This window comes from Paenibacillus sp. Y859 (assembly GCF_056786405.1).
Genome location: NZ_JBXCIZ010000001.1, coordinates 736,191 through 756,824 on the forward strand (window position 1 = coordinate 736,191; position 20,634 = coordinate 756,824).

20 protein-coding genes are annotated in these 20,634 nt (G+C 41.3%); 7 read left to right on the top strand and 13 right to left on the bottom strand.

Translation table 11 applies throughout. From position 1 onward, the window contains the following. The first annotated feature begins 2 nt into the window (after positions 1–2). From AC1TO8_RS03770 to AC1TO8_RS03785, 4 genes are all read left to right on the top strand, one after another. Positions 3–182 carry a hypothetical protein gene (locus AC1TO8_RS03770; RefSeq protein ID WP_482054256.1) on the top strand — a complete coding sequence of 60 codons (180 nt, stop codon included), beginning with the start codon at positions 3–5 and terminating at the stop codon, positions 180–182. Between the two features lie 396 nt (positions 183–578). Then, entirely contained in the window at positions 579–2,369 is a 1,791-nt protein-coding gene (gene pepF / locus AC1TO8_RS03775; RefSeq protein ID WP_482054257.1) for an oligoendopeptidase F, read from the top strand. A 115-nt stretch (positions 2,370–2,484) separates the two neighbouring features. Next, positions 2,485–2,826 carry a LapA family protein gene (locus AC1TO8_RS03780; RefSeq protein ID WP_482054258.1) on the top strand — a complete coding sequence of 114 codons (342 nt, stop codon included), beginning with the start codon at positions 2,485–2,487 and terminating at the stop codon, positions 2,824–2,826. Continuing rightward, the gene (locus AC1TO8_RS03785; RefSeq protein WP_482054259.1) at positions 2,807–3,844 is read left to right on the top strand and encodes a M42 family metallopeptidase; all 1,038 of its coding nucleotides are present in this window, start codon (positions 2,807–2,809) and stop codon (positions 3,842–3,844) included. The genes AC1TO8_RS03780 and AC1TO8_RS03785 overlap by 20 nt, the downstream gene beginning before the upstream one ends. Positions 3,845–3,926: 82 nt before the next feature. Here AC1TO8_RS03785 and AC1TO8_RS03790 read toward each other — a convergent pair whose 3' ends face one another. From AC1TO8_RS03790 to hemE, 6 genes are all read right to left on the bottom strand, one after another. Then, positions 3,927–5,855 (bottom strand): ABC-F family ATP-binding cassette domain-containing protein, encoded by a 1,929-nt coding sequence (locus AC1TO8_RS03790; protein WP_482054260.1) that lies wholly within the window; start codon positions 5,853–5,855, stop codon positions 3,927–3,929. 48 nt (positions 5,856–5,903) lie between these two features. Beyond that, positions 5,904–6,701: a DUF92 domain-containing protein gene (locus AC1TO8_RS03795; protein ID WP_482054261.1), complete on the bottom strand. Its 798-nt coding sequence runs from the start codon at positions 6,699–6,701 to the stop codon at positions 5,904–5,906. A gap of 3 nt (positions 6,702–6,704) precedes the next feature. After that, on the bottom strand, positions 6,705–7,328 hold the full coding sequence (locus tag AC1TO8_RS03800; protein ID WP_482054262.1) for a fumarylacetoacetate hydrolase family protein: 624 nt from the start codon (positions 7,326–7,328) through the stop codon (positions 6,705–6,707). Positions 7,329–7,344: 16 nt separating this feature from the next. Continuing rightward, the gene (locus AC1TO8_RS03805) at positions 7,345–8,748 is read right to left on the bottom strand and encodes a CapA family protein (RefSeq protein WP_482054263.1); all 1,404 of its coding nucleotides are present in this window, start codon (positions 8,746–8,748) and stop codon (positions 7,345–7,347) included. 149 nt (positions 8,749–8,897) lie between these two features. Then, positions 8,898–9,836 carry a ferrochelatase gene (gene hemH / locus AC1TO8_RS03810; protein ID WP_482054264.1) on the bottom strand — a complete coding sequence of 313 codons (939 nt, stop codon included), beginning with the start codon at positions 9,834–9,836 and terminating at the stop codon, positions 8,898–8,900. Positions 9,837–9,891: 55 nt separating this feature from the next. Beyond that, entirely contained in the window at positions 9,892–10,935 is a 1,044-nt protein-coding gene (gene hemE, locus AC1TO8_RS03815; protein ID WP_482054265.1) for a uroporphyrinogen decarboxylase, read from the bottom strand. Between the two features lie 198 nt (positions 10,936–11,133). On the opposite strand from hemE, the gene AC1TO8_RS03820 reads away from it, so the two are divergent. Further along, positions 11,134–12,330 carry an MFS transporter gene (locus tag AC1TO8_RS03820; RefSeq protein ID WP_482054266.1) on the top strand — a complete coding sequence of 399 codons (1,197 nt, stop codon included), beginning with the start codon at positions 11,134–11,136 and terminating at the stop codon, positions 12,328–12,330. A 386-nt stretch (positions 12,331–12,716) separates the two neighbouring features. On the opposite strand, the gene AC1TO8_RS03825 is transcribed toward AC1TO8_RS03820, so the two are convergent. Then, a complete protein-coding gene (locus tag AC1TO8_RS03825) occupies positions 12,717–13,349 on the bottom strand; it encodes an O-methyltransferase (protein ID WP_482054267.1) in 633 nt (210 codons plus the stop codon). A 197-nt stretch (positions 13,350–13,546) separates the two neighbouring features. Between AC1TO8_RS03825 and AC1TO8_RS03830 the strand changes: the two genes are divergently transcribed. Further along, positions 13,547–14,704, top strand: a complete 1,158-nt coding sequence (locus tag AC1TO8_RS03830) for a THUMP domain-containing class I SAM-dependent RNA methyltransferase (protein ID WP_482054268.1) — start codon at positions 13,547–13,549, stop codon at positions 14,702–14,704. A gap of 101 nt (positions 14,705–14,805) precedes the next feature. After that, the gene (locus tag AC1TO8_RS03835; RefSeq protein ID WP_482054269.1) at positions 14,806–16,779 is read left to right on the top strand and encodes an LTA synthase family protein; all 1,974 of its coding nucleotides are present in this window, start codon (positions 14,806–14,808) and stop codon (positions 16,777–16,779) included. Positions 16,780–16,846: 67 nt separating this feature from the next. Here AC1TO8_RS03835 and AC1TO8_RS03840 read toward each other — a convergent pair whose 3' ends face one another. The 6 genes from AC1TO8_RS03840 to racE all read right to left on the bottom strand — a co-directional run bounded on the left by AC1TO8_RS03840 (position 16,847) and on the right by racE (position 20,468). Further along, complete coding sequence (locus AC1TO8_RS03840; RefSeq protein WP_482054270.1) at positions 16,847–17,122, bottom strand: hypothetical protein; 276 nt, start codon at positions 17,120–17,122, stop codon at positions 16,847–16,849. 108 nt (positions 17,123–17,230) lie between these two features. Next, the gene (locus AC1TO8_RS03845) at positions 17,231–17,452 is read right to left on the bottom strand and encodes a YuzB family protein (RefSeq protein WP_482054271.1); all 222 of its coding nucleotides are present in this window, start codon (positions 17,450–17,452) and stop codon (positions 17,231–17,233) included. A gap of 72 nt (positions 17,453–17,524) precedes the next feature. Continuing rightward, positions 17,525–17,827, bottom strand: coding sequence for a HesB/IscA family protein (locus AC1TO8_RS03850; protein WP_482054272.1), 303 nt, complete (start codon positions 17,825–17,827; stop codon positions 17,525–17,527). 137 nt (positions 17,828–17,964) lie between these two features. Continuing rightward, the gene (locus tag AC1TO8_RS03855) at positions 17,965–18,207 is read right to left on the bottom strand and encodes a hypothetical protein (RefSeq protein WP_482054273.1); all 243 of its coding nucleotides are present in this window, start codon (positions 18,205–18,207) and stop codon (positions 17,965–17,967) included. Between the two features lie 122 nt (positions 18,208–18,329). After that, a complete protein-coding gene (locus AC1TO8_RS03860) occupies positions 18,330–19,550 on the bottom strand; it encodes a M14 family zinc carboxypeptidase (protein WP_482054274.1) in 1,221 nt (406 codons plus the stop codon). Between the two features lie 105 nt (positions 19,551–19,655). Beyond that, entirely contained in the window at positions 19,656–20,468 is an 813-nt protein-coding gene (gene racE / locus AC1TO8_RS03865; protein ID WP_482054275.1) for a glutamate racemase, read from the bottom strand. Positions 20,469–20,634 lie beyond the last annotated feature (166 nt).

Below are 20,634 nucleotides of genomic sequence, written 5' to 3' on the forward strand. Positions count from 1 at the left end.
TAATGGATTCCAGTAGCAGTTTAATATTTGTCATCTGCGCTTTTATTCTTGGTGTAGCGCTCATCATGGGCAAGAATTCCGTCCCACCATCATTAAGGCGTTGGATGGCTCTCGCCGCCATCATTATGATCCTTGTTTCCTTTATTTTAATCGTCATTAATTTTCTAAACATGGGTTCCTAAGTTTAGTGGGATACTACTAGTAATAATACGTGTAGGACTGGATATACTATGGATGCCAGTTCAAAAAGTCAGATTTTCAGCACCGAGAAGATTGGATAAAGCAAGGGAGTGAGGAGCGGAGCGTAGGCAGTACCTACGTGAGCACCGGAAGAACCGGCTGAATTCAATATTCGATGTCGAATACACTTCTCGCTATACTTCGTGATCAAAAGATGACTTTTTGAACATCCTCTATGAGTTAATTGTATATGCAAAGGAGGTACACGTTTGGTCATGGTACCCAAAACTGTATCACTAATACTCACTTTTAGTATATTGTCCAGTCCCTTTTTTCCACTAATCGCTGCATCACAAGGAACCCAACCTTTATACTCAAATCACGTAAGGAGGATTCCCATGGACCAATTATTGAAACGTTCAGAAGTACCTCAAGACCATCAATGGAACCTACAAGATTTGTATGCTGACCAATCGGATTGGGATCAAGCTTACACCGAAGTTCAGAAGAAACTATCCACGGCTGCTAAGTTGGAAGGAAAGTTAGATACAGTCCAATCCGTGAAAGAATGCTTCACGCTAGAAGATGATATTTCCAATCATGTTGAACGTCTATACGTATATGCTCATATGCATCATGATGAAGACACAACGAACCCTACATATCAAGCACTAACCCAAAAAGCTAAAAAGTTAAGTGTCGATGCGAATGAGGCACTTTCTTTTGTCACACCTGAAATTTTGTCTCTGCCTGATGATAAACTTGACGCCTTCATTGCAGATTCAACCCTATCCGATTTCAAATTCACTCTACAAGAGATGAAGCGTGAAAAGGCTCATGTTCTTACGAAAACAGAAGAAGCTCTGTTAGCTCAGGTAGGTAACTTATCTCAAGCACCGCAAACGATCTTCGGTATGATTAACAATGCAGACATGAAATTCCCTAAGATCAAAGACGAGAATGGTAAAGAAGTTGAACTGACTCATGGAAGCTATATTCAGTATCTAGAGAGCCCTAATCGGGAAGTTCGCAGTCGTGCTTTCAAAGCAGTCTATGAAACTTATGCCAAACAGAAGAACACCATTGCAGCGACGTTAAGCGCTAATGTCAATAAGAATATTTTCTACTCACGTGTTCGCAAATACCCTTCTGTACTTGATATGTCCCTGTATGGCGACAACATTCCGAAGGAAGTGTACACCAATCTAATCGATACAATTCATGAGAGTTTGCCTTTACTCCATCGCTACATGAAACTTCGCAAGAAACTGCTTGGAGTCGATGAATTACACATGTACGATCTCTTCGCTCCTCTTGTAGACGAATACAAGATGGACATCACCTATGAAGAAGCAAAGAAGACCATTAAAGATGGCCTCAAGCCACTTGGTGATGATTATCTTAGCGCCTTACAGACTGGTTATGATGAAGGATGGATTGATATCTACGAGAACGAGGGAAAACGAACTGGCGCATACAGCTGGGGAGCTTATGGAACACATCCTTACGTCCTTTTGAATCATAAAGATAATCTCAATAGTATGTTCACATTGGCTCATGAGATGGGTCATGCATTACATTCATACTATTCTGATAATGCGTTGAAATATCGTGATGCACAATACACTATTTTCTTAGCGGAAGTGGCTTCTACTACGAATGAGGCGCTGTTGATGGATTACTTATTGAAGAAATCAACTGATCCTAAAGAAAAGATGTATCTTCTCACTTACTATGCAGACCAATTCCGTACAACGGTATTTAGACAAACGATGTTTGCAGAGTTCGAGAAGCTAATCCATGAGCATGCTGAACAAGGCGAATCCCTTACTCCACAAGCACTCTCGGATATCTACTATGAATTGAATCTCAAATATCATGGTCCGGATATGGCAGTAGACAAAGATATTGGAATGGAATGGGCACGTATTCCTCATTTCTATAACAGCTTTTATGTATACAAGTATGCTACTGGCTTCTCAGCAGCAACTAGCTTCTCCAAACAAATTTTGGAGGAAGGCCAGCCAGCGGTTGATCGTTATCTAGGATTCCTCAAAAGCGGGGGAAGCGACTACTCCATTAATATTCTAAGTAAAGCGGGTGTGGATATGTCCTCGCCACAACCGATCCGAGATGCTATGAGCGTATTCGAAGAATTAATAACACAAATGGAGCAACTGACTAAGTAATATGTGAGACTGTTATAAAATCCCTTGTCCATTTGGTCAGGGGATTTTATAATGTGATTACAGCCCGTAATCACAAGATGTCTTTTTGAACAACCTCTTGAAAGGAGATGTCTACATGAAAATGCAATGGTCATTAATCGCTGGACTTATATTTGCTTTATTAACGGCCTTATTTGCCGTCATCAATGTTAACCCTGTTCAAGTTAACTTTTATTTCAGTGAGGTAAGTATTCCCTTAATTCTGCTAATACTGGGATGTACGCTCATCGGCGGATTAATCGTTGGTTCTTATGGAATTTATAGACAATATAAACTACAGAGAGAAATAAAACGACTATCTACCCAACTGGATATAGTCATTAAAGAAACTAATTATTTACCACCAACCGAACCTATTTCAGCATCCAGCACGGAAGATATTAAGGAGGTAGATCCTATTGTCGATCCAACCAAATGAGACATATATTATAAATTTTCTTCAAAAGTTACTTAACACACCGAGTCCTAGCGGATTCACTGCTCATGTCATGAATTGGATTGAGGAAGAGGCCAGAGCCCTCGAGATTCCCTTGACATGGAATCAGAAAGGTGGCGCCATCTTAACCGTACAAGGGCATGATAATAGCCGTACAATAGGTCTCAGCGCCCACGTAGACACTTTAGGCGCTATGGTTCGAGCTATCAAGCCTGAAGGCACACTTCGACTCTCTTTAGTCGGTGGATTCATGCTGCAGGCAATTGAGAATGAGTACTGCACCATACATACACGTAATGGTAAGATTTATACTGGAACTATTCTAAGTACTCATCCTTCGGTTCATGTCTACAACGATGCTCGTGATTTCAAGCGTCTAGAAGAACATATGGAAGTGCGTATTGATGAGCTTGTAGACAGCAAAGAAGATGTGGAAAAACTAGGAATATCAGTCGGCGATTTCATATCCTTTGACCCAAGAGCCGTCGTTACGGACAGTGGATATATTAAATCCCGTCATCTCGATGATAAGGCTAGCGTTGCGGCTCTATTCGGTCTACTCGAATCGATGAAGCGTGAACGCTGGAAACCACGGACTACGCTAAAAATTCTGATCTCCAATTATGAAGAAGTCGGACATGGTGCTTCCTCCATACCTGATGATATCGAGGAACTGATTGCGGTTGATATGGGATGTATTGGCGATGATCTTAGTTGTAAAGAAACGGATGTATCCATCTGTGCCAAAGACTCATCAGGACCTTACGATTACGATATGACAAGCCGTCTCATCTCCTTAGCCGAATCAGAGAACATTCCATATGCCGTCGATGTATATCCGTATTATGGATCTGATGCCTCTGCTGCGCTTCGAGCTGGCAACAATATTCGCGCAGCTCTTATTGGTCCAGGTGTTCATGCCTCACATGCTATGGAACGTACACATAAGCAGGCCATTCTAAATACGACAAAGTTACTTGCAGCATATTTACAGCAGTAACAGGTTAGTTCACAGAAAAAGGCACAGTGCTGAGAATTACGCACTGTGCCTTTTTTGTTACATCTATCAAGTTTTCTTAACCTTACATTTTCTCTGCTAATTCATTCAAATACGTCCAACGCTCCATCAGATGTTCAAGTCTTTGCTGTGCTTCCTGAAGCTTATTCATAAGCTCCTGTAGCCGGGCAGAGTCATCAAAGGATTGCTCCATCTGGTGATTTATGTCCACTATATTCTGTTCAGCAGCCTGAATTAGACTATCGATCTGTTCAAATTCCCGCTGTTCTTTGAAACTGAACTTGATTTTCTCACGTGATGATTCAAGTTCATTCTCCTTTGGGGAGACAACGATTGGTTTGTGTACCGGTTCTGCAGGTTGATCATTGCGCTGACGATCTGGTCCTTTGGACACATTCTTAGTCATCCATTCCTCATATTCACTATAAGAACCTACATGAACTCTAAGGCTTCCTTCTCCTTCAAATGCAACAATCTTATCTACCGTCCGATCTAAAAAGTACCGATCATGTGATACTACAAATACGACCCCTGGAAACTCATCTAAATATTGTTCCAAAACAGCCAACGTCTGAATATCAAGATCATTCGTAGGCTCATCAAGCAACAACACATTCGGCGCTCCCATAAGTACTCTCAATAAATAGAGACGTCTTTTCTCCCCACCAGATAGTTTGGAAATGGGCGTCCATTGAAGCGTAGGAGTAAACAGAAACCGTTCCAGCATTTGCCCGGCTGTAATGGTACTTCCATCTGCCGTAGTAATCACTTCCGCTACTTCCTTAATATATTCAATAACACGTTGTTTCTCATTCATCTCTTGATGCTCTTGAGTGAAATAACCAATATTTACAGTAGTACCCAAACTTATCTCTCCACCATCTGGCTGTAATCTACCAGTTATGAGATTAAGTAGTGTGGACTTCCCAGTACCGTTCGGACCGACAATACCCACTCGATCTTCGGGCACAGCAATATAACTGAAATCCTGAATAAGAACATTGTCCTCATTTGTTTTGTGCAGATGATCTATCTCTAGAATTTTACGCCCCAGACGGCTTGATGCCACTGACATATCCATCGATCCCGCACGCTGTATCCCTTGCTGATCTTTCATTTCTTCGTAGCGATCAATCCGTGCCTTCTGCTTAGTAGACCTCGCCTTCGGTCCTTTACGCATCCAAGCAAGCTCACTCCGAAGTAAATTCTGCCTCTTATGCTCTGTAGACGCCTCTCTGTCTTCGCGATCTGCTTTCAATTCCAAGAATGCTGAATAATTGGCTTGATATCGAAATAACCGCCCATAATCGAGCTCCAACATAACGTTAGCCACTCGATCGAGGAAATACCGATCATGGGTAATCATCAGTAACGCACCGCGTCGCTTCTGTAAATATTGCTCAAGCCACGCCACTGAATCCGTGTCGATATGGTTCGTTGGCTCATCTAGAATTAACAACTCGCAGGGTTGAATCAACGCGTTAGCCAATGCTACACGCTTGCGTTGCCCACCAGACAGCGTCCCCATCAAGTCTTCAAATTGTGTAATTCCTAGTTTATTCAGAATGATCTTCGCTTCACTTTCAAGATTCCAAGCCTGTAGTGTATCCATCTCTTGATTCAGATCCAACAGTCTTTCCAACACCTTCTCATTTGAAGGATCAAGATCTAATAAATCCATCGTTATTGTATAGTCACGCACGACTTTCATTTGCGGATCATTTCCTTGGAATACTTGCTGTAAAACGGTCATTTCTGGATCATAATCAGGATTCTGTGCTAGTGTTCTAATTCTAACACCATTCCCAATGGATATTTGGCCTTCATCCGGCTTCTCTAATCCCGCAATTATACGTAAGAGAGTTGATTTCCCCGTTCCATTCACACCAACAATCCCAATTTTATCTTGATCTTCCATACCGAAAGATGCATCTTTAAAAAGCACCTTTTCTCCGTAACTTTTACTTATATGTTCTACAGTTAATATATTCATTTTTAATTTTCCCTACTAACTTTTCTTATTTGGTTGGCAATCATTTGATTATAGCATGAATGCTACCATCGCTCCAACGATGGAGCTCCACATATTGACTGCATCATTGTTCATTCTGATCCAACCACGAATCTGCTTCGTACTTTGCTCACAGTGATGCAACACTTCCACTTCTTTCCCACAAACACGGCACTGATACATGACTTGAATCGTGGCACCTAATATCGAATCTGTAAATGCTCCTGCTAATCCAGCAACAAGACCTATGAATACCCACATCAACAACGGACGTAATTGAAAGTCCGATGCCGAAAGTGCTTCAAAGATCCATGCGAATCCCCCAATCATAGCTCCACCCGTTGCTGCAGCCGCACTTCCAAGGATTGATACTCCACCTGATGTCCCTACTGTTAACACCTTGCCATTCAAAACCGAACGTGGAGGTCTAGCGCTTAAGCTACCGATCTCCGTAGCCCAAGTATCAGCAGTCACCGTAGCCATGATGCCAATAAATAGAATTCCCCATTCAGGATGAGGCCATATCGCATTCAGAATACACAGGAGCATTCCAAGTCCACCGTTCGCTAGCACTTGTCCTGCATCGCGCCGTCCAGTCTTCGCGTAGGACTTCTCCATCTCCGCTTTATGACTGTGGCGAAACTTGGATATCACAGAAGAGGAACCAAAGAATACAAGGAGAATTCCGAACCAGAATAGCCCTCCTGCAGCGAAGTACACCGTCCCCATGATGGTAGCTGCCACCGCACCTGAACCTGAGAGTGATTTCTTCCGATATGCTGCCGCAGACACCATTAATGCACACACAACGCCTATTACCCACATCATCTGTTATTCAATGACACAGCTTCCAAGCTGGTTATCCCCCCACAAGAGTTCAAATTGATCACCTGAAGATACCGGTCCAACGCCTGCGGGAGTACCTGTGAAGATGAAATCTCCTTTGCCTAATCCATAATGTGAACCGATATAGTCTATAATTTCTTGCACAGAAAAGATCATATCGCTCACATTACCACGCTGAACTTCGACTTTATTCATAATAACCGTGAAATCTTGTGATGCAAGCTCTTCTATCCCTGGGAAAGGAATGAATGATGTCAATGGTGCTGATGATTTAAATCCTTTAGCTGCTGTCCACGGATGACCCTTTCTCTTAATGACCTCTTGAACATCACGCAAGGTGAAGTCAATTCCCAATGCCATAACATCGATCAAGTCATCGACTGCAAGGCCTGCCTCATAATTCCGACTAATTCGAAATACCAATTCACCTTCATAATGAACTGCGCCTTGATCCTTGGGTAACGTAATTAAGCTCTTATCTAATGGAACAACAGCATGAGATGGTTTCATGAATACCATCGGTTCTTGCGGTATATCATTTCCAAGCTCTGCTGCATGTAATCTATAGTTACGCCCTATACAATAAACATTACGAATCATTGAATCCATCGGTTAATCAGTCCTTTCACGATTTAGGCATATAGACGTTACCGTCTTTATTTATTCTCACGCTACCAATAGACAACTTCTCTATATCTTGAAACAATTGTTGACCTTCTTGATCAGACATCGGAACGGGTTGACCTACTTCAGTATGGAAAGGGATAAGCTTAATCTTGCAATCCCCCTTAGGAGTACAGGTGGTTGCGAATACAGCTGTTCTCCATGTAGATGCAGTACTCGATTTAGTAAATATGAAATTACCTGTACTATAAGCGATCCATTTCCCTTTATATTGCTCAAGTCCTTGAAGAACATGAGGATGTGCCCCAATCACGAGATCTGCTCCAGCATCTACGAATTGGTGTGCTAACTCTGTCTGATTCTTTATTGGTTGCAATTCTTTCTCTTTGCCCCAATGTGCCATGACGATAACGATATCCGCCTTCGTACGAGCGGTAGCAATAGATTTAAGGGCTTCGGCTGGACTATATGCCGTAGCAACACCCGGTTTGCCTTTCCCAGCATGCCAATCTTTATCGGGTACAACACGGCTAACGGCAATAAGCGCAATCTTAACTCCTTGACGTGTGAAATATGCAGGAGCATACGCTTCATCCGCATTCTTACCCGCACCCGCATACTGAATCCCGCTTTCATCTAAATATTTCAATGTATCCAGCAGCCCTGAAACCCCTTGATCCAGTATGTGATTATTGGCAAGCCCTACAGCATCCATTCCAGCTTTCTTAAGGGCATCTAGCGCCTTAGGTGATGACTTGAATACATATTGTTTATTCATTGCTCCTACTCCAGATGTCGTCACTGGCGACTCAAGATTAGCAATCGTTAAATCATCATTATGGAAAAGATCACCCAAATGTTCGAAGGGATAGTCGTACCCTTTTTCTTTCAGCATCCCTTCTACTTTACCCGCAAACATCATATCTCCTGCAAAATTAAATGTGAGAATACTATCTGAGTTCGCAATAATCTCGCTAGAATCATCCGATTCAATAGGAGCTTCAAGTTCGGTAGAATCATCGGGTTCAGTAGAAGCTTCAGAATCCTTAGAATCCTTAGAATCCTTAGATTCCTTAGGTTCCTTAGGTTCAATAGGTTCGATTAGAGGTTTAGTTACATCCATTTCTTTCGATTCCTCATTTTTACTTGTTTGATCCTTCTCTACCTCTTTAGATAGAGTAGGTTTACTACTCTCACCATCAAGCTTATCAGCTTGAACAACTGGACGCTCTATTGCGATCGATTCATTCTCTTGCGCTTGATTCCCTTCTGTAATCCAATAATAGGATAGTAGAATAACAATCGCAGAGACAAGAAACGTATTTAGTAGCACCCATGATTTTCTAAAGCGCTTATTCTTTTTCTTTCTAGTCGATCTATTTTTATTAGTACGTGATAAATGCATTATTTACTCCTTCTCACACGATATTGAATTTAGTATCTTGAAAGACTCTCATTTCAGTATATCAGGTTACGGCAAACAAATAGAACCCCCGAATGAATTCGGGAGTTCTTCTATAGTATTTGAGGCTTACGACCTATTCTATTGCTGGACTATTTCCCTAAAGAAGCCCACACTGCATCACGAAGAGTCTCCATATAGAGAGGATCACTATTCAATGAATCTGTTCTCATTAGTCGGATATCTAGATCCTTCGAGATATCTTGAGCTTCAATATCTAAGTCATATAGTACTTCCAAATGATCAGATACGAAGCCAACAGGGGCGACAAGCACATTCTTCACCTGTTCCTTACTGAGTTCTTGAAGTGTATCGAGAACATCCGGCCCAAGCCATGGCTCAGCAGTTCGTCCAGCACTTTGCCATGAGAACTGCCACTGTGCCACACCTGTCTGTTCAACAATCGCACGTGAAGTTTCCAACAATTGCTCTGGATATGGATCTCCCATTTCGAGTATCCGCTCCGGAAGACTATGTGCACTGAATAACACCATAACATCCTCGCGCTTAGCGCCAGCCTCCTCGAATTGATCCAGCTTCGCACTTACACGCTCGCTAAGCGCCTGAATCAATTGTGGATGGACATGATAACTCTCAACGAAAGTCATTTCTATCCCTAGCTCATTCGCCTTCTCTTGCGCTCGTTTAATATAACTACCTACACTCATCACTGAATAATGAGGTGCTAATACGATCCCTACAGCCCGCTTAATCCCATCTTTAGCCATTTGATCCACACCGTCTTCTATCAAAGGTGCAGCGTGCTTAAGTCCTTGGTAACATACATACTCAATTTCGGATTGATCTATACTTTGGTTAAGAACGGCTTGTAATTCTCTTACCTGTTGGTTAGTGTTCTCACGAAGAGGAAATACTCCACCGACGATAGCTTCATAACGACTTACTAAATCTTGAAGTTGTTCCGAAGTCGGAGGATGTCCTCTGCGGATATGCGTATAATAAGCTTCAATTCCTTCTAGACTCTCTGGTGTTCCATATGACATAACTAAAACGCCTACTTTAGATTTCACGAAATTACCACCTTAAACTCAGTATAGGTTTATATTATGGTCGTTAAGAGAGTACTTATGCTCTTAATTGAGAAGCCGAATATTCATGAACAAATTGTGTTAATTCACGAAGTTTATCAATGGATGCTTCTGGGAACAATCCATGCCCCAAATTAAATATAAAGCCAGGTTCCTGTATGCCATCATCAATAATTTCTTTGGCATATTGTTTAATGACATCTATAGGCGCTGTTAATATATAAGGATCTAAGTTGCCTTGCATAGCAAAGCGTCCATTCGTTCTTCGGCGTCCTTCAGAAATAGATACTCTCCAATCCAATCCCATCACATTAGTCTGAATATTGGTGAGCGTCGGTAACAGTTCTCCTGAACTAACACCTGGAAAATAAATCTTGGGTACATTCAAATCGGATAGTTCGGCAAAAATACGAGTAATCGTTGGAAGCACAAACTTTTCGAAATCCTTCGGAGACAATGCCCCCACCCAACTATCAAATAACTGAAAAGCCTTACCACCATTAGCGATATGGGCTCTTACATATGTAATGACCATATCTCCCAACTTGTCCATCAGTAAATTCCACAGATGTGGCTCGTTATACATCAGAGTCTTAGTACGGATATAACTTTTCGAAGGTCTACCTTCAATTAAGTAACTAGCTATTGTAAAAGGCGCGCCTGCAAAAGTAATAAGAGGAACTTTCAATACTTTATCTAGAATTCGAATGGTCTCTAAAATATGACTGAGATCCTTATCCACATCAATGGGACGAAGACGCTCTATGTCTGCTGCCGTTCGTATAGGATTGTTAATAACTGGTCCTATATCCTTCACAATATCGAAATCAATTCCGAGTGAAGCTACAGGATTCATAATGTCCGAGTACAGAATCGCAGCATCAACGCCTAACTTCTTTACAGGCATTAATGTAATTTCAGCTGCTAGCTCTGGTTGACGGCAAATTTCAAGAAGACTATATTTTTCTTTGATTTTACGGTAATCAGGATCAGTTCGACCTGCTTGTCTCATGTACCATACGGGTACATGCTTCACTTCCTGCTTATAACAAGCTCTGGTGAATACGTCATTGTACGTCATCAGTTAGCCTCCAGTATAATAATTTCCCTACATATTATTATGCCCTTTTTAAAAGTAAGTAACAACTAGCTCACAATGTAATGTCATGACAATACTATGACATTGTTATCCACAGACACATCGTCTTTTATGATATAATTATATATTACTCTTTTTTGGGAAATTGAAATCACAGCTTAGAAAGGACGTGTACGGCACGTGAATACTTGGAAAATAAACCTTATTGTTCTTTGGATCGGTCAATTTCTCGTCAATGCTGGAGTAACCATGATCACACCTTTTCTAGCTTTATATCTTGCTAAAGATTTAGGAGTACAGGGCGAATATGAAATTGGTATATGGGCTGGGGTCATTTTTGCAGCGAATTTCTTGACGGCTTTCATATTTCAACCATTATGGGGTAAACTAGCTGATCGCTATGGACGTAAAATTATGTTACTACGATCTGGATTTGGAATGGCAATTGTCATCGTTCTTATGGGTTTTGCACGAAGTCCATGGGAATTATTAATACTTCGTCTTCTGAACGGAACGATATCTGGATTCAATCCAGCCGCAATCTCGCTCATATCAGGAACAGCGCCGAAAGCCCGTATGGGGTTCGCTATGGGAATTATGCAATCCGGTATGGTAGCTGGTACTATTTTAGGTCCACTCATTGGGGGTATCTTGGCAGATCTCATCGGATTTCGTCCCATTTTCTATATCACTGGCGCTTTAGTACTTGCCGCTTCTTTATTAGCGCTATTCTTTGTCAAAGAAACCTTTGATCGCGAAGAAGCTTCACACGCACCCGTGGTATCCGTTATGCAAGGTTTCAAAGAGCTAGCTCATATTCCTCAATTACTAGCACTTTTTGCAGTGACTTTCCTACTGCAGTTCGCTATGGTAAGCCCTATGTCGTTGCTCCCATTGTATGTGCAGAAGTTACATGCTTCAACCGTCAATATTGCTTTCTGGGCAGGTCTAGTCTTAGCCGTAACAGGAATCTCTAATATGATATCATCACCAATACTTGGTAAAATTAGCGATAAATTCGGCTCACATCGCATCCTAACTTACGCACTAATAGGAACAGCTCTAACCATTATTCCTCAGGCTTTTGTTCAAAATGTCTGGCAGCTCATCGTAATCCGCTTCCTCATGGGAATCTTTATGGGTGGTTTGCTACCGAGCGTAAATTCCCTCATACGCTCCTATACTCCGGACGGCATGGAGAGTCGCGCATTCGGATTTAACAGCAGTACACTTTCTCTAGGAAATATGATGGGTGCACTCATTGGAGGACTTTTGTCAGGATTTATTGGTATCGAGGGTTTGTTTATCGTTTCGGGTTGCTTGCTACTTCTGAACGTGGTGTGGGTAAGACGAAAGCTGTATTCCCGGAATAACTAACAAGGGTATCACGGACAAGCATCCAAGCTATGTATTAAAAAGACGCCTTTCGGCGTCCTTTGTGAAAGAGTACATATAGTGAGGAAGTTTACGTTTCCGATGCCAGTGATCCATCGTATCGCTAGCAGATATGAGCCGCAACACCAACACCATCACCAATAATCACCTTTCGTCTCCACTATTCACTATTAAGTGCAATAAGTACATCTAAATTCAACCCAATCCCTCTGAAGTTAACTTTAGTTGCATGGAGTACATCTAATTTTCTTGAAACTCCATTTTTCAGCGTTACCGCCATTTTTAAGTGTAGTTTTGCAACTAATTCTCTCTTTCCCTACATTTCCTGCTAATTAAATGTGCTTTATGCATCTATTCTAGCCTCACCTTCATTTCACCCATGAAATCGACAATCCATCATAATCTGGTAGCAATGTACTAACGAGTCGCTCATCAGAAGCAACTTGCTCATTGAAACTGCGCATTCCCAGTACAGCTGGACCATTCTTCTCTGGGTTCAAGGTTCTTCCACGTAAGAAGCAGTTGTCGCCCACAATGACAGAGCCTGGGTTCGCCAACTGGATAGCGTATTCCAGATACAATGGGTAATTTTCTTTGTCCGCATCAATGAAAAAGAAATCAAACTTTCGCCCGTCTTGCTTGAGACGTTCCAAACTATCAAGCGCAGCACCTACCATATAATTCACACGGCTCCCAAAACCCGCCATTTCAAGATTTCGCTTCGCTAACTCCGCATATTCTTCCTTTAATTCCAAGGAAAGTACTTGCCCATCTACAGGAAGTCCTTTTGCAATACAAATTCCGCTATATCCTCCAAGAGCACCAATCTCAATCGCATTGCGTGCACGAGATGTCTGAACAAGGATCGTTAGAAGCCTACCATATGCCGGTGCCACTGACACTTCTGGCATGCCGTGCTCTCTAATGCTTTCTTTCACCTGCTCCAATTGCTCATCATCTTGATACAATTGGTTAATATATTCTTCAGGGGTGAGATTCAAATTCTTTTCCTCCTCTAACTAACTTTCCATATTAGCCTATTTGTTTTATAATTGATGTTTGGTTGCATCGTTATGGGTTACTAACGTTATTATTGTATGTGTTTTGTCGGAAACCGGCAAGACTGCATGAAATTTATAGGTCTCCTGATGGTGCCCGTGTGGCGTCAAGGATGGCCGGATGGGGTTGAATTGTATACATGGCTCACTTACAACTTATTGCTACTGCACCAATGGGCTTAGAGTCTATCGTAGCTCGTGAATTAAAAGAACTGGGTTACCACGATATGACGGTTGAGAACGGACGTGTCATCTTTAGTGGGGATTTAATCGATATATGTCGTTGTAATTTATGGCTTCGTACTTCGGACCGTATTCTGATTAAAATGGGTGAATTTACCGCCACTACCTTCGACGAATTGTTCGAAGGTACCAAAGCATTACCGTGGCAAGATGTTATTCCACAGAATGGCGAATTCCCGGTTGAGGGACGTTCTCTTAAGTCACAACTTAGCAGCGTACCCGCTTGTCAAAGTATCGTTAAGAAAGCAGTCGTCGACAAATTAAATCAGACTTACCATACAGAATGGTTCCCTGAAGATGGACCACGCTATGTCATTGAAGTAATTATGTTGAATGATACTGCCTTGATCACGCTGGATACAACAGGATCTGGTCTTCATAAGCGCGGATATCGTAAACTTGTAACGGAAGCTCCAATAAAGGAAACGATGGCCGCTGCGCTCATCCAATTAAGCCGTTGGAACCCCTCAAGACCTTTTTACGATCCATGTTGTGGTTCTGGTACACTCTTAGTCGAGGCGGCTATGATCGGGTGGAATATTGCGCCAGGATTACGCCGTACCTTTAACTCTGAAGATTGGCCAATCATCCCTGAAGCTCTATGGTCTGAAGCTAGGGAAGAAGCATTTGATTCGATACGTGATGATATTCCATTACAGATTTCTGGAAGTGATATAGATCCAGGAGCTATTGAAGTTGCACAAGCTGCCGTAAATAGTGCAGGATTTACTAAAGATATTAAGTTAGAGGTACTGCCCCTTACCAGAGCAAGACCTAGAGGAGATTACGGCTGTATCATTACCAATCCTCCTTATGGTGAACGATTAAGTGAAATAGAAGAGGTTGATAAGCTTATCAGTGAATTAGGTCAAATGGCAAAAGGACTACCTTCTTGGTCATTTTTTGCGATCAGTTCAACGAAGCGTTTCGAACAACTATTCAATAAAAAGGCCGATAAACGTCGCAAGCTCTACAACGGAACGATCGAGTGTCAGTATTATCAATATCTCGGACCTCTTCCTCCTCGTCACAACAAGATATCTCCTAGTGAATAACATTCACTTTTCGCTTGAACGAAGGAGCGAACTCTTACTACTGAGTTCGTTCTTTTTCATCATTAAATTCACATTTTGCTAATAAAGAAAGGAGATTATTTATGTATTTCCATAAAGAAGGTACGCCCAGCTATAACTGGAGATTACACATCCATTTACTTCCATTTCGCTACCTTATCTATCCCCTGTTTATCGCTCTTATGCTGTACAAGTTAACCCTAATTGATAATCGACTTCACATTCTATATGTAGAACTGAGTTTCTTGGATTACATCATTGCTATAGGGTCCGTCATGTTAGTATCATTCTGGACATTCTGGCTACCTCGTCGTGGCTTTTTCATATCACTTGTTGTATTGAACTTCCTTTTGACAGCAATCATGTATTCGGATCTCGTATATTATCGCTATTTCGAGGATTTTATTACGGTCCCTGTTCTTCTTCAGACCGGGCAGGTCGGTTCTTTAGGGGAGAGCATACAGTCACTATTACGTTGGGATGATCTATTATTGTTTATTGATTGGATTCTATTCATCGTGTACGCCATCATTCGAATGGCTCTGCTACACAGGAGAAAGTCTTTTTACCATATCGACCAAACCCTATCATCTTCGAAAAGAAGCTTGGGCGTTATCCGCCGCTTTACTACAGGTATTCTAATCTTTGCATTCGGTTCCGTTCTCACTTTTGCCCCCATTAAATATTACAGCGAAACATGGGCAAAGGGACTATTCGACAGCAATTGGTGGAACATGAGCATTTACAATGTAACAGGGTTGATAGGCTTCCATGGGTACGATATGTATCGCTACGCACAAGAACATCTGGGTCCTGAACATCAGCTTCCACAAGATGAATTAGATAGTATAGCGGATTTATTTACTCTCAAAAGTGCACAGCGAACCAAACCGAACGAATTATTCGGAAAGTACAAGAACAGTAATGTTATCGTCATTCAAGTTGAAGCTTTCATGAACTTCATGATCGGTAAGAGCATCAATGACCAAGAGATTACACCGAACTTCAACAAATTAATGAAGGACAGTATGTATTTCAGCAATAATTATCACCAGACTGGGCAGGGAAGAACATCTGATGCAGATTTTAGCTCCCACAGCTCCCTACATGCACTGCCCACAGGGTCTGCATTTATCCGTTATTCCGATCATAAGTACGATATGTTACCAGCAATATTGAAAGGTCAGGGTTATTCACCTAACGTTTTTCATGCTTATGATAGTAGCTTTTGGAATAGGACCATTATGTATAACTATATGGGTTATGATCGCTTTTTCAGCAAAAAAGATTATACTATCGATGAACCGCTTGGTTGGTCTCTTGGTGACAATTCATTCCTTCAACAATCACTAGATGAGATGAGGTCAATCACACAACCTTACTACTCTTTCTTGATTACACTTACCAGCCACCATCCCTATAGTATTCCAAAAAGCAAACAACAATTGGATGTGGGCGAATTTAGTGGTAACATATTCGGAAATTACCTCCATGCGATCCATTACGTTGATGATGCACTCGGGCAGTTTGTCACACAAATGAAAGGACAGGGGCTTTGGGATAATACGATTCTTATCGTATATGGAGATCATGATAATTCAATCAAAGACAAACCTTATTATGAACAGTTTCTAGGGAAAAGCTTAAATGATCTCGATATGGAACAAATCATGAACCAAGTTCCTTTACTGATTCATCTGCCTGATAGTAGTCAAGCAGGACAGTACTCAGAAGCTTCTGGCCAATTAGATATGACCCCATCTCTCCTGCACTTACTTGGAATTCCAACAGAATCCTATCATATGCTGGGCAACAATTTGTTCGTTGATAATGATCGTTTTGTAGTACTTCGTTCAGGGGCTTTCACAGACAGCAAGCAATTTTATACTCCATCGCCAGATGGTATCTTCGAGAATGGTAGCTGCTATGATCTCAACACTCGGAAAACAACCGAAGTTAGTAGATGCAGGGTCGGCTTTGATCAAGCTCAGCTTGAACTCAATGTCTCAGATCAAGTGATTCAATATGACTTGCTAGGTAAATTGACCACGGATTAAAGCACATGAAAAAAACCGCCACAAAAGAGGATTTCTCTTTTGTGGCGGTTTTCTTTCGATTATAAGACTATTTATTAGACTTAGAAACGTTAATTGCCGCTAACCGATTTTTCTCTTCCGCAAGCCATTCCCCAGTCTGTTCAACAGTTAGTCCAATCTCACTGCCTTGAAGGGCCTCAACGGCCTGTTCTGCGTGAGCTAAGGAATTCTCCGCTTGATCCACCAATTGCTCTGTAGGATGGCTTGCAGCTTGTGTTATCGACTGATGTAGCCTATCCACAGCATTATTAGCTTGAGAAATGGGTGTGTTATTTTGCATACTAGAAAAATCACGTTTAGACATTCACATGTTCCCCCTTCAATACATATTCCTTATCCATTACCATCATTAGCTTGGTTACTATAGGAAGGAATTATGTACTACAAGAAACAATATCATTTACCAAAACAGCTACTTTATAAAAGGAGCTACTTTAGCCAATACCTCATCTTCTGTCGGCGCACTTATATAACGTCCATTAATAAAAACGAATGCTCTCTTTCCACAAGGTCCACAATAAGACTTACATAACACTTGAATTTCAGCGTCAGGCGCCATCTTTTGAAGCTTAGGTACAATCGTTTTGAGACGTATATGCCTACATTTATCACATACACGTATATCGTTTGCCATATCTAATCCATCCTTCTTTACTATTCTAACTATAAGAGGTTATTCAAAAAATTTACTTTTTGAACACGCACCTTAGTGGTCTCCGTGATTACCTTTAGATGGATTTGTAATAACAAAACCTTCCTCAGGTAGGTAAAAATAATCTATCCTCACGCCATCAAGTAATGGTTCACTTGAATCCAAGATGACATCGATGTCTTTATCCGTTGATACGACTTCGTCTTTTTCTGTGGCTGTATCTAGATCCAACCCATAATGAGCATGGTCTCCGTGAGCGTGTGTAACAAATACACGAAGTTTCAAATCCTTATTCTCATCTTTATTCAATTCTTTCGCTAATACTTTTGCCGCATTGCGGGTTATTTTACAATTCATCTGAGTTGTCCCCTAAATTCAATGTATTATTGTGCGCTTATATTTATTGTAAAGAAACAGAACTTAATTCGCAAGACACTTCATCACTTGTCCTTATTTATTACGAACAATATCCCCTTTTAATCTACTTTATTCCCTTACAATGTTGGGTGTTTACGCCGTATTCGTGAAGTGAACCATCCCATCAAGATCATAGTCACTCCAATATCGTCAAATGGAAGTCCAGGTAATAAATCAAATGGAAAGAGCCAATAGAAAATAACTGGAACTAGAAACAATAGCTTGTCCACTAATGACACTTCGGATGAGAACACATACCGTCGTATATTACCGATCATAACAGACCAATGCCTAAAAGACAGTAATCTTCTAAGTTTCATGTCTTATGCCTCCATCCTTAAGCTATAGCGAGAGGGAGCAACCACTATTAAGAGGTTGTTCAAAAAGTCATTGAACCCTATTGAGCGGTCAACCCCCTCTGGAATATCATACGGCTTTTCCACTAATATGTTACATCCATTTTTAATAATTTCATTAATTCACCAATAATCATTCCGACTTCAAGACTCATATTTCGATAATGTTGCGTCGGAAGAGGGTTCACCCCTTGACCTATCTCCACCGTAAATCCAGGTCGTTTAAATTGTTGAATGAACCAATCTTTATATCCTGCGTCACTTCCCTGTAATTTAACAGCTCGATATCCACTAACTTGAGCTAGTCTAACACTTATTTTTTCGCTTTCTTCTGGCTCAAAGTCTCGGTAATTCCAATAAATCTCTTGACCTTGACTGTGTAGCGAAATAACAGCATCCGGAGCTATATCAAGCGTAAACGTAGCAAGTGCTTCTGCTTCCGGCTCACTAAGTGAATACGCTCCACCATAATCACGTGGTGAAGGAGAGTTTATGCCCCTCCGCTCTCCCTCTTCCTCCCAATGTGCAGGAAATTGATCTCCAAGATCTACACCTCGAATATTAGATTTCCAATGTCTAAAATCTATTCGTTGGTTATTATAATCCAATAGTTGCTGAGCATGCGGATGTTCGTGTGTAACACCTTCTTGAACTAATTCTACACCATCAGGATTAGCCATAGGCAACAACCAAAGGGTACAATGTTGAAACCACTCTTGCGGATTGTAGCCATTCCACATTCGCTCGCTATCATATGCCTTAGCGTACTCTTCGATAAATGTCATCAAACATAATGTGGTAATCCACTCGTTTGCATGAATAGAAGCATTGACATGTATTTGTCTTTTACCTTTCCCTATTTTCAACATAACGAGTGATTTACCCATAACACTATGACCTATTTCCTTCGCCTCGATAAACTTATATTTACCCAATAATTCTTCCATATCTTCTGTCATTTCCTTGTATCCATACTCACCTTGCAGCTCAACGATACATTTAGATTCCAGTGAAGGAAGTACTAGGACAAGTCCCGTTGGAAATCGATCATGTGAGATGCCTGGGTTCATCTCTTCTAGAGTCTGTTCATTAACAGAGAATTGTACTGCAACTCTTTCCAATGTATCTCCTGACTGTATTTCATATCTACGCCGAGGTGTAGAAGGAAGAAATAGTATTTGCCCGGGAATAAGATAAGGTTGATCAGAGGACCACGGATTCGCATATACAATATTCTCAAGCTTAAGACCTTTCTTGGCGGCGATGCGCGCAAGTGTATCTCCCTTACGAACAATATATTGCAGCATACAAACCTCCTTTTCTGCGGACTTCATATTTAACCGCAACAACAAAGAATGAGTGGTTAGATTGTATGCCTATATTAGTGTACTTCATGCTATCTAATTTTATCTTTAGTCATCAAACTTAGAAACTTGCCAGATGACAGGTGTCCTTTGTATCTGCTCACCTAGCCATTGCTTCGCAATTCCCTTGAATATTTCGCCGTCCCCGCTACAGACAAAATGATGAACCGGTGATTCATCATTTTTAGCAAGTTGACCTTTGTCATATAATATCGTACTGATTTCTCTTGCTGTCTCATCGGCTGAGCTAATCAATTTGACTCTGTCCCCAATAACCTCTTGAATCGTTTCCATTAGGAACGGATAATGTGTACAACCAAGAATAAGACAATCAATATTTGTGTTACGTATATTCTCCAATGACTGTTCCACAATATGTGTGGTCGCTTCAGAACGAAATAACCCCTGCTCCACGAGTGGCACAAGCAGTGGGCACGCCTCACTTGTTACATTGACGTACGGAGAGAGTTCTTGTAATGCAGCCGTATAAGCTCCGCTTCCAATCGTACCAACCGTACCGATCACACCAACCTCACCAGTCTTAGTAGCACTGATCGCCGCTCGAGCTCCCGGATGAATAACACCGATCACCGGGATCGTAACCTTTTCCGAAATATAAGTTAGTGCTGCTGCTGTTGCTGTATTACAGGCGATTACGATCATCTTCGGTTCAAACTGAATAAGAAAGTCAACAATCTGTTCTGTAAATACTCTAACTTGCTCAGATGACCGCGATCCATACGGCGTACGAGCAGTATCCCCAAAATATATAATTTTCTCTCTCGGGAGTTGCCTCATAACTTCTCTTGCTACAGTTAGTCCTCCAACTCCTGAGTCCAATATCGCAATTGCATGTTGCACGAACACACCGCTTCCTTCTATGTCAATTTCTATTTCCCACTGTGTTACTATATGTCCAAGGAAATAATAATGTACCTAAATATTACTCTAGTTCAATACGTCCTTCAAGATATATCATTACAGAAAAAAAGACCTCACATCCCATCATTCAGGATAAGGCCCGCTC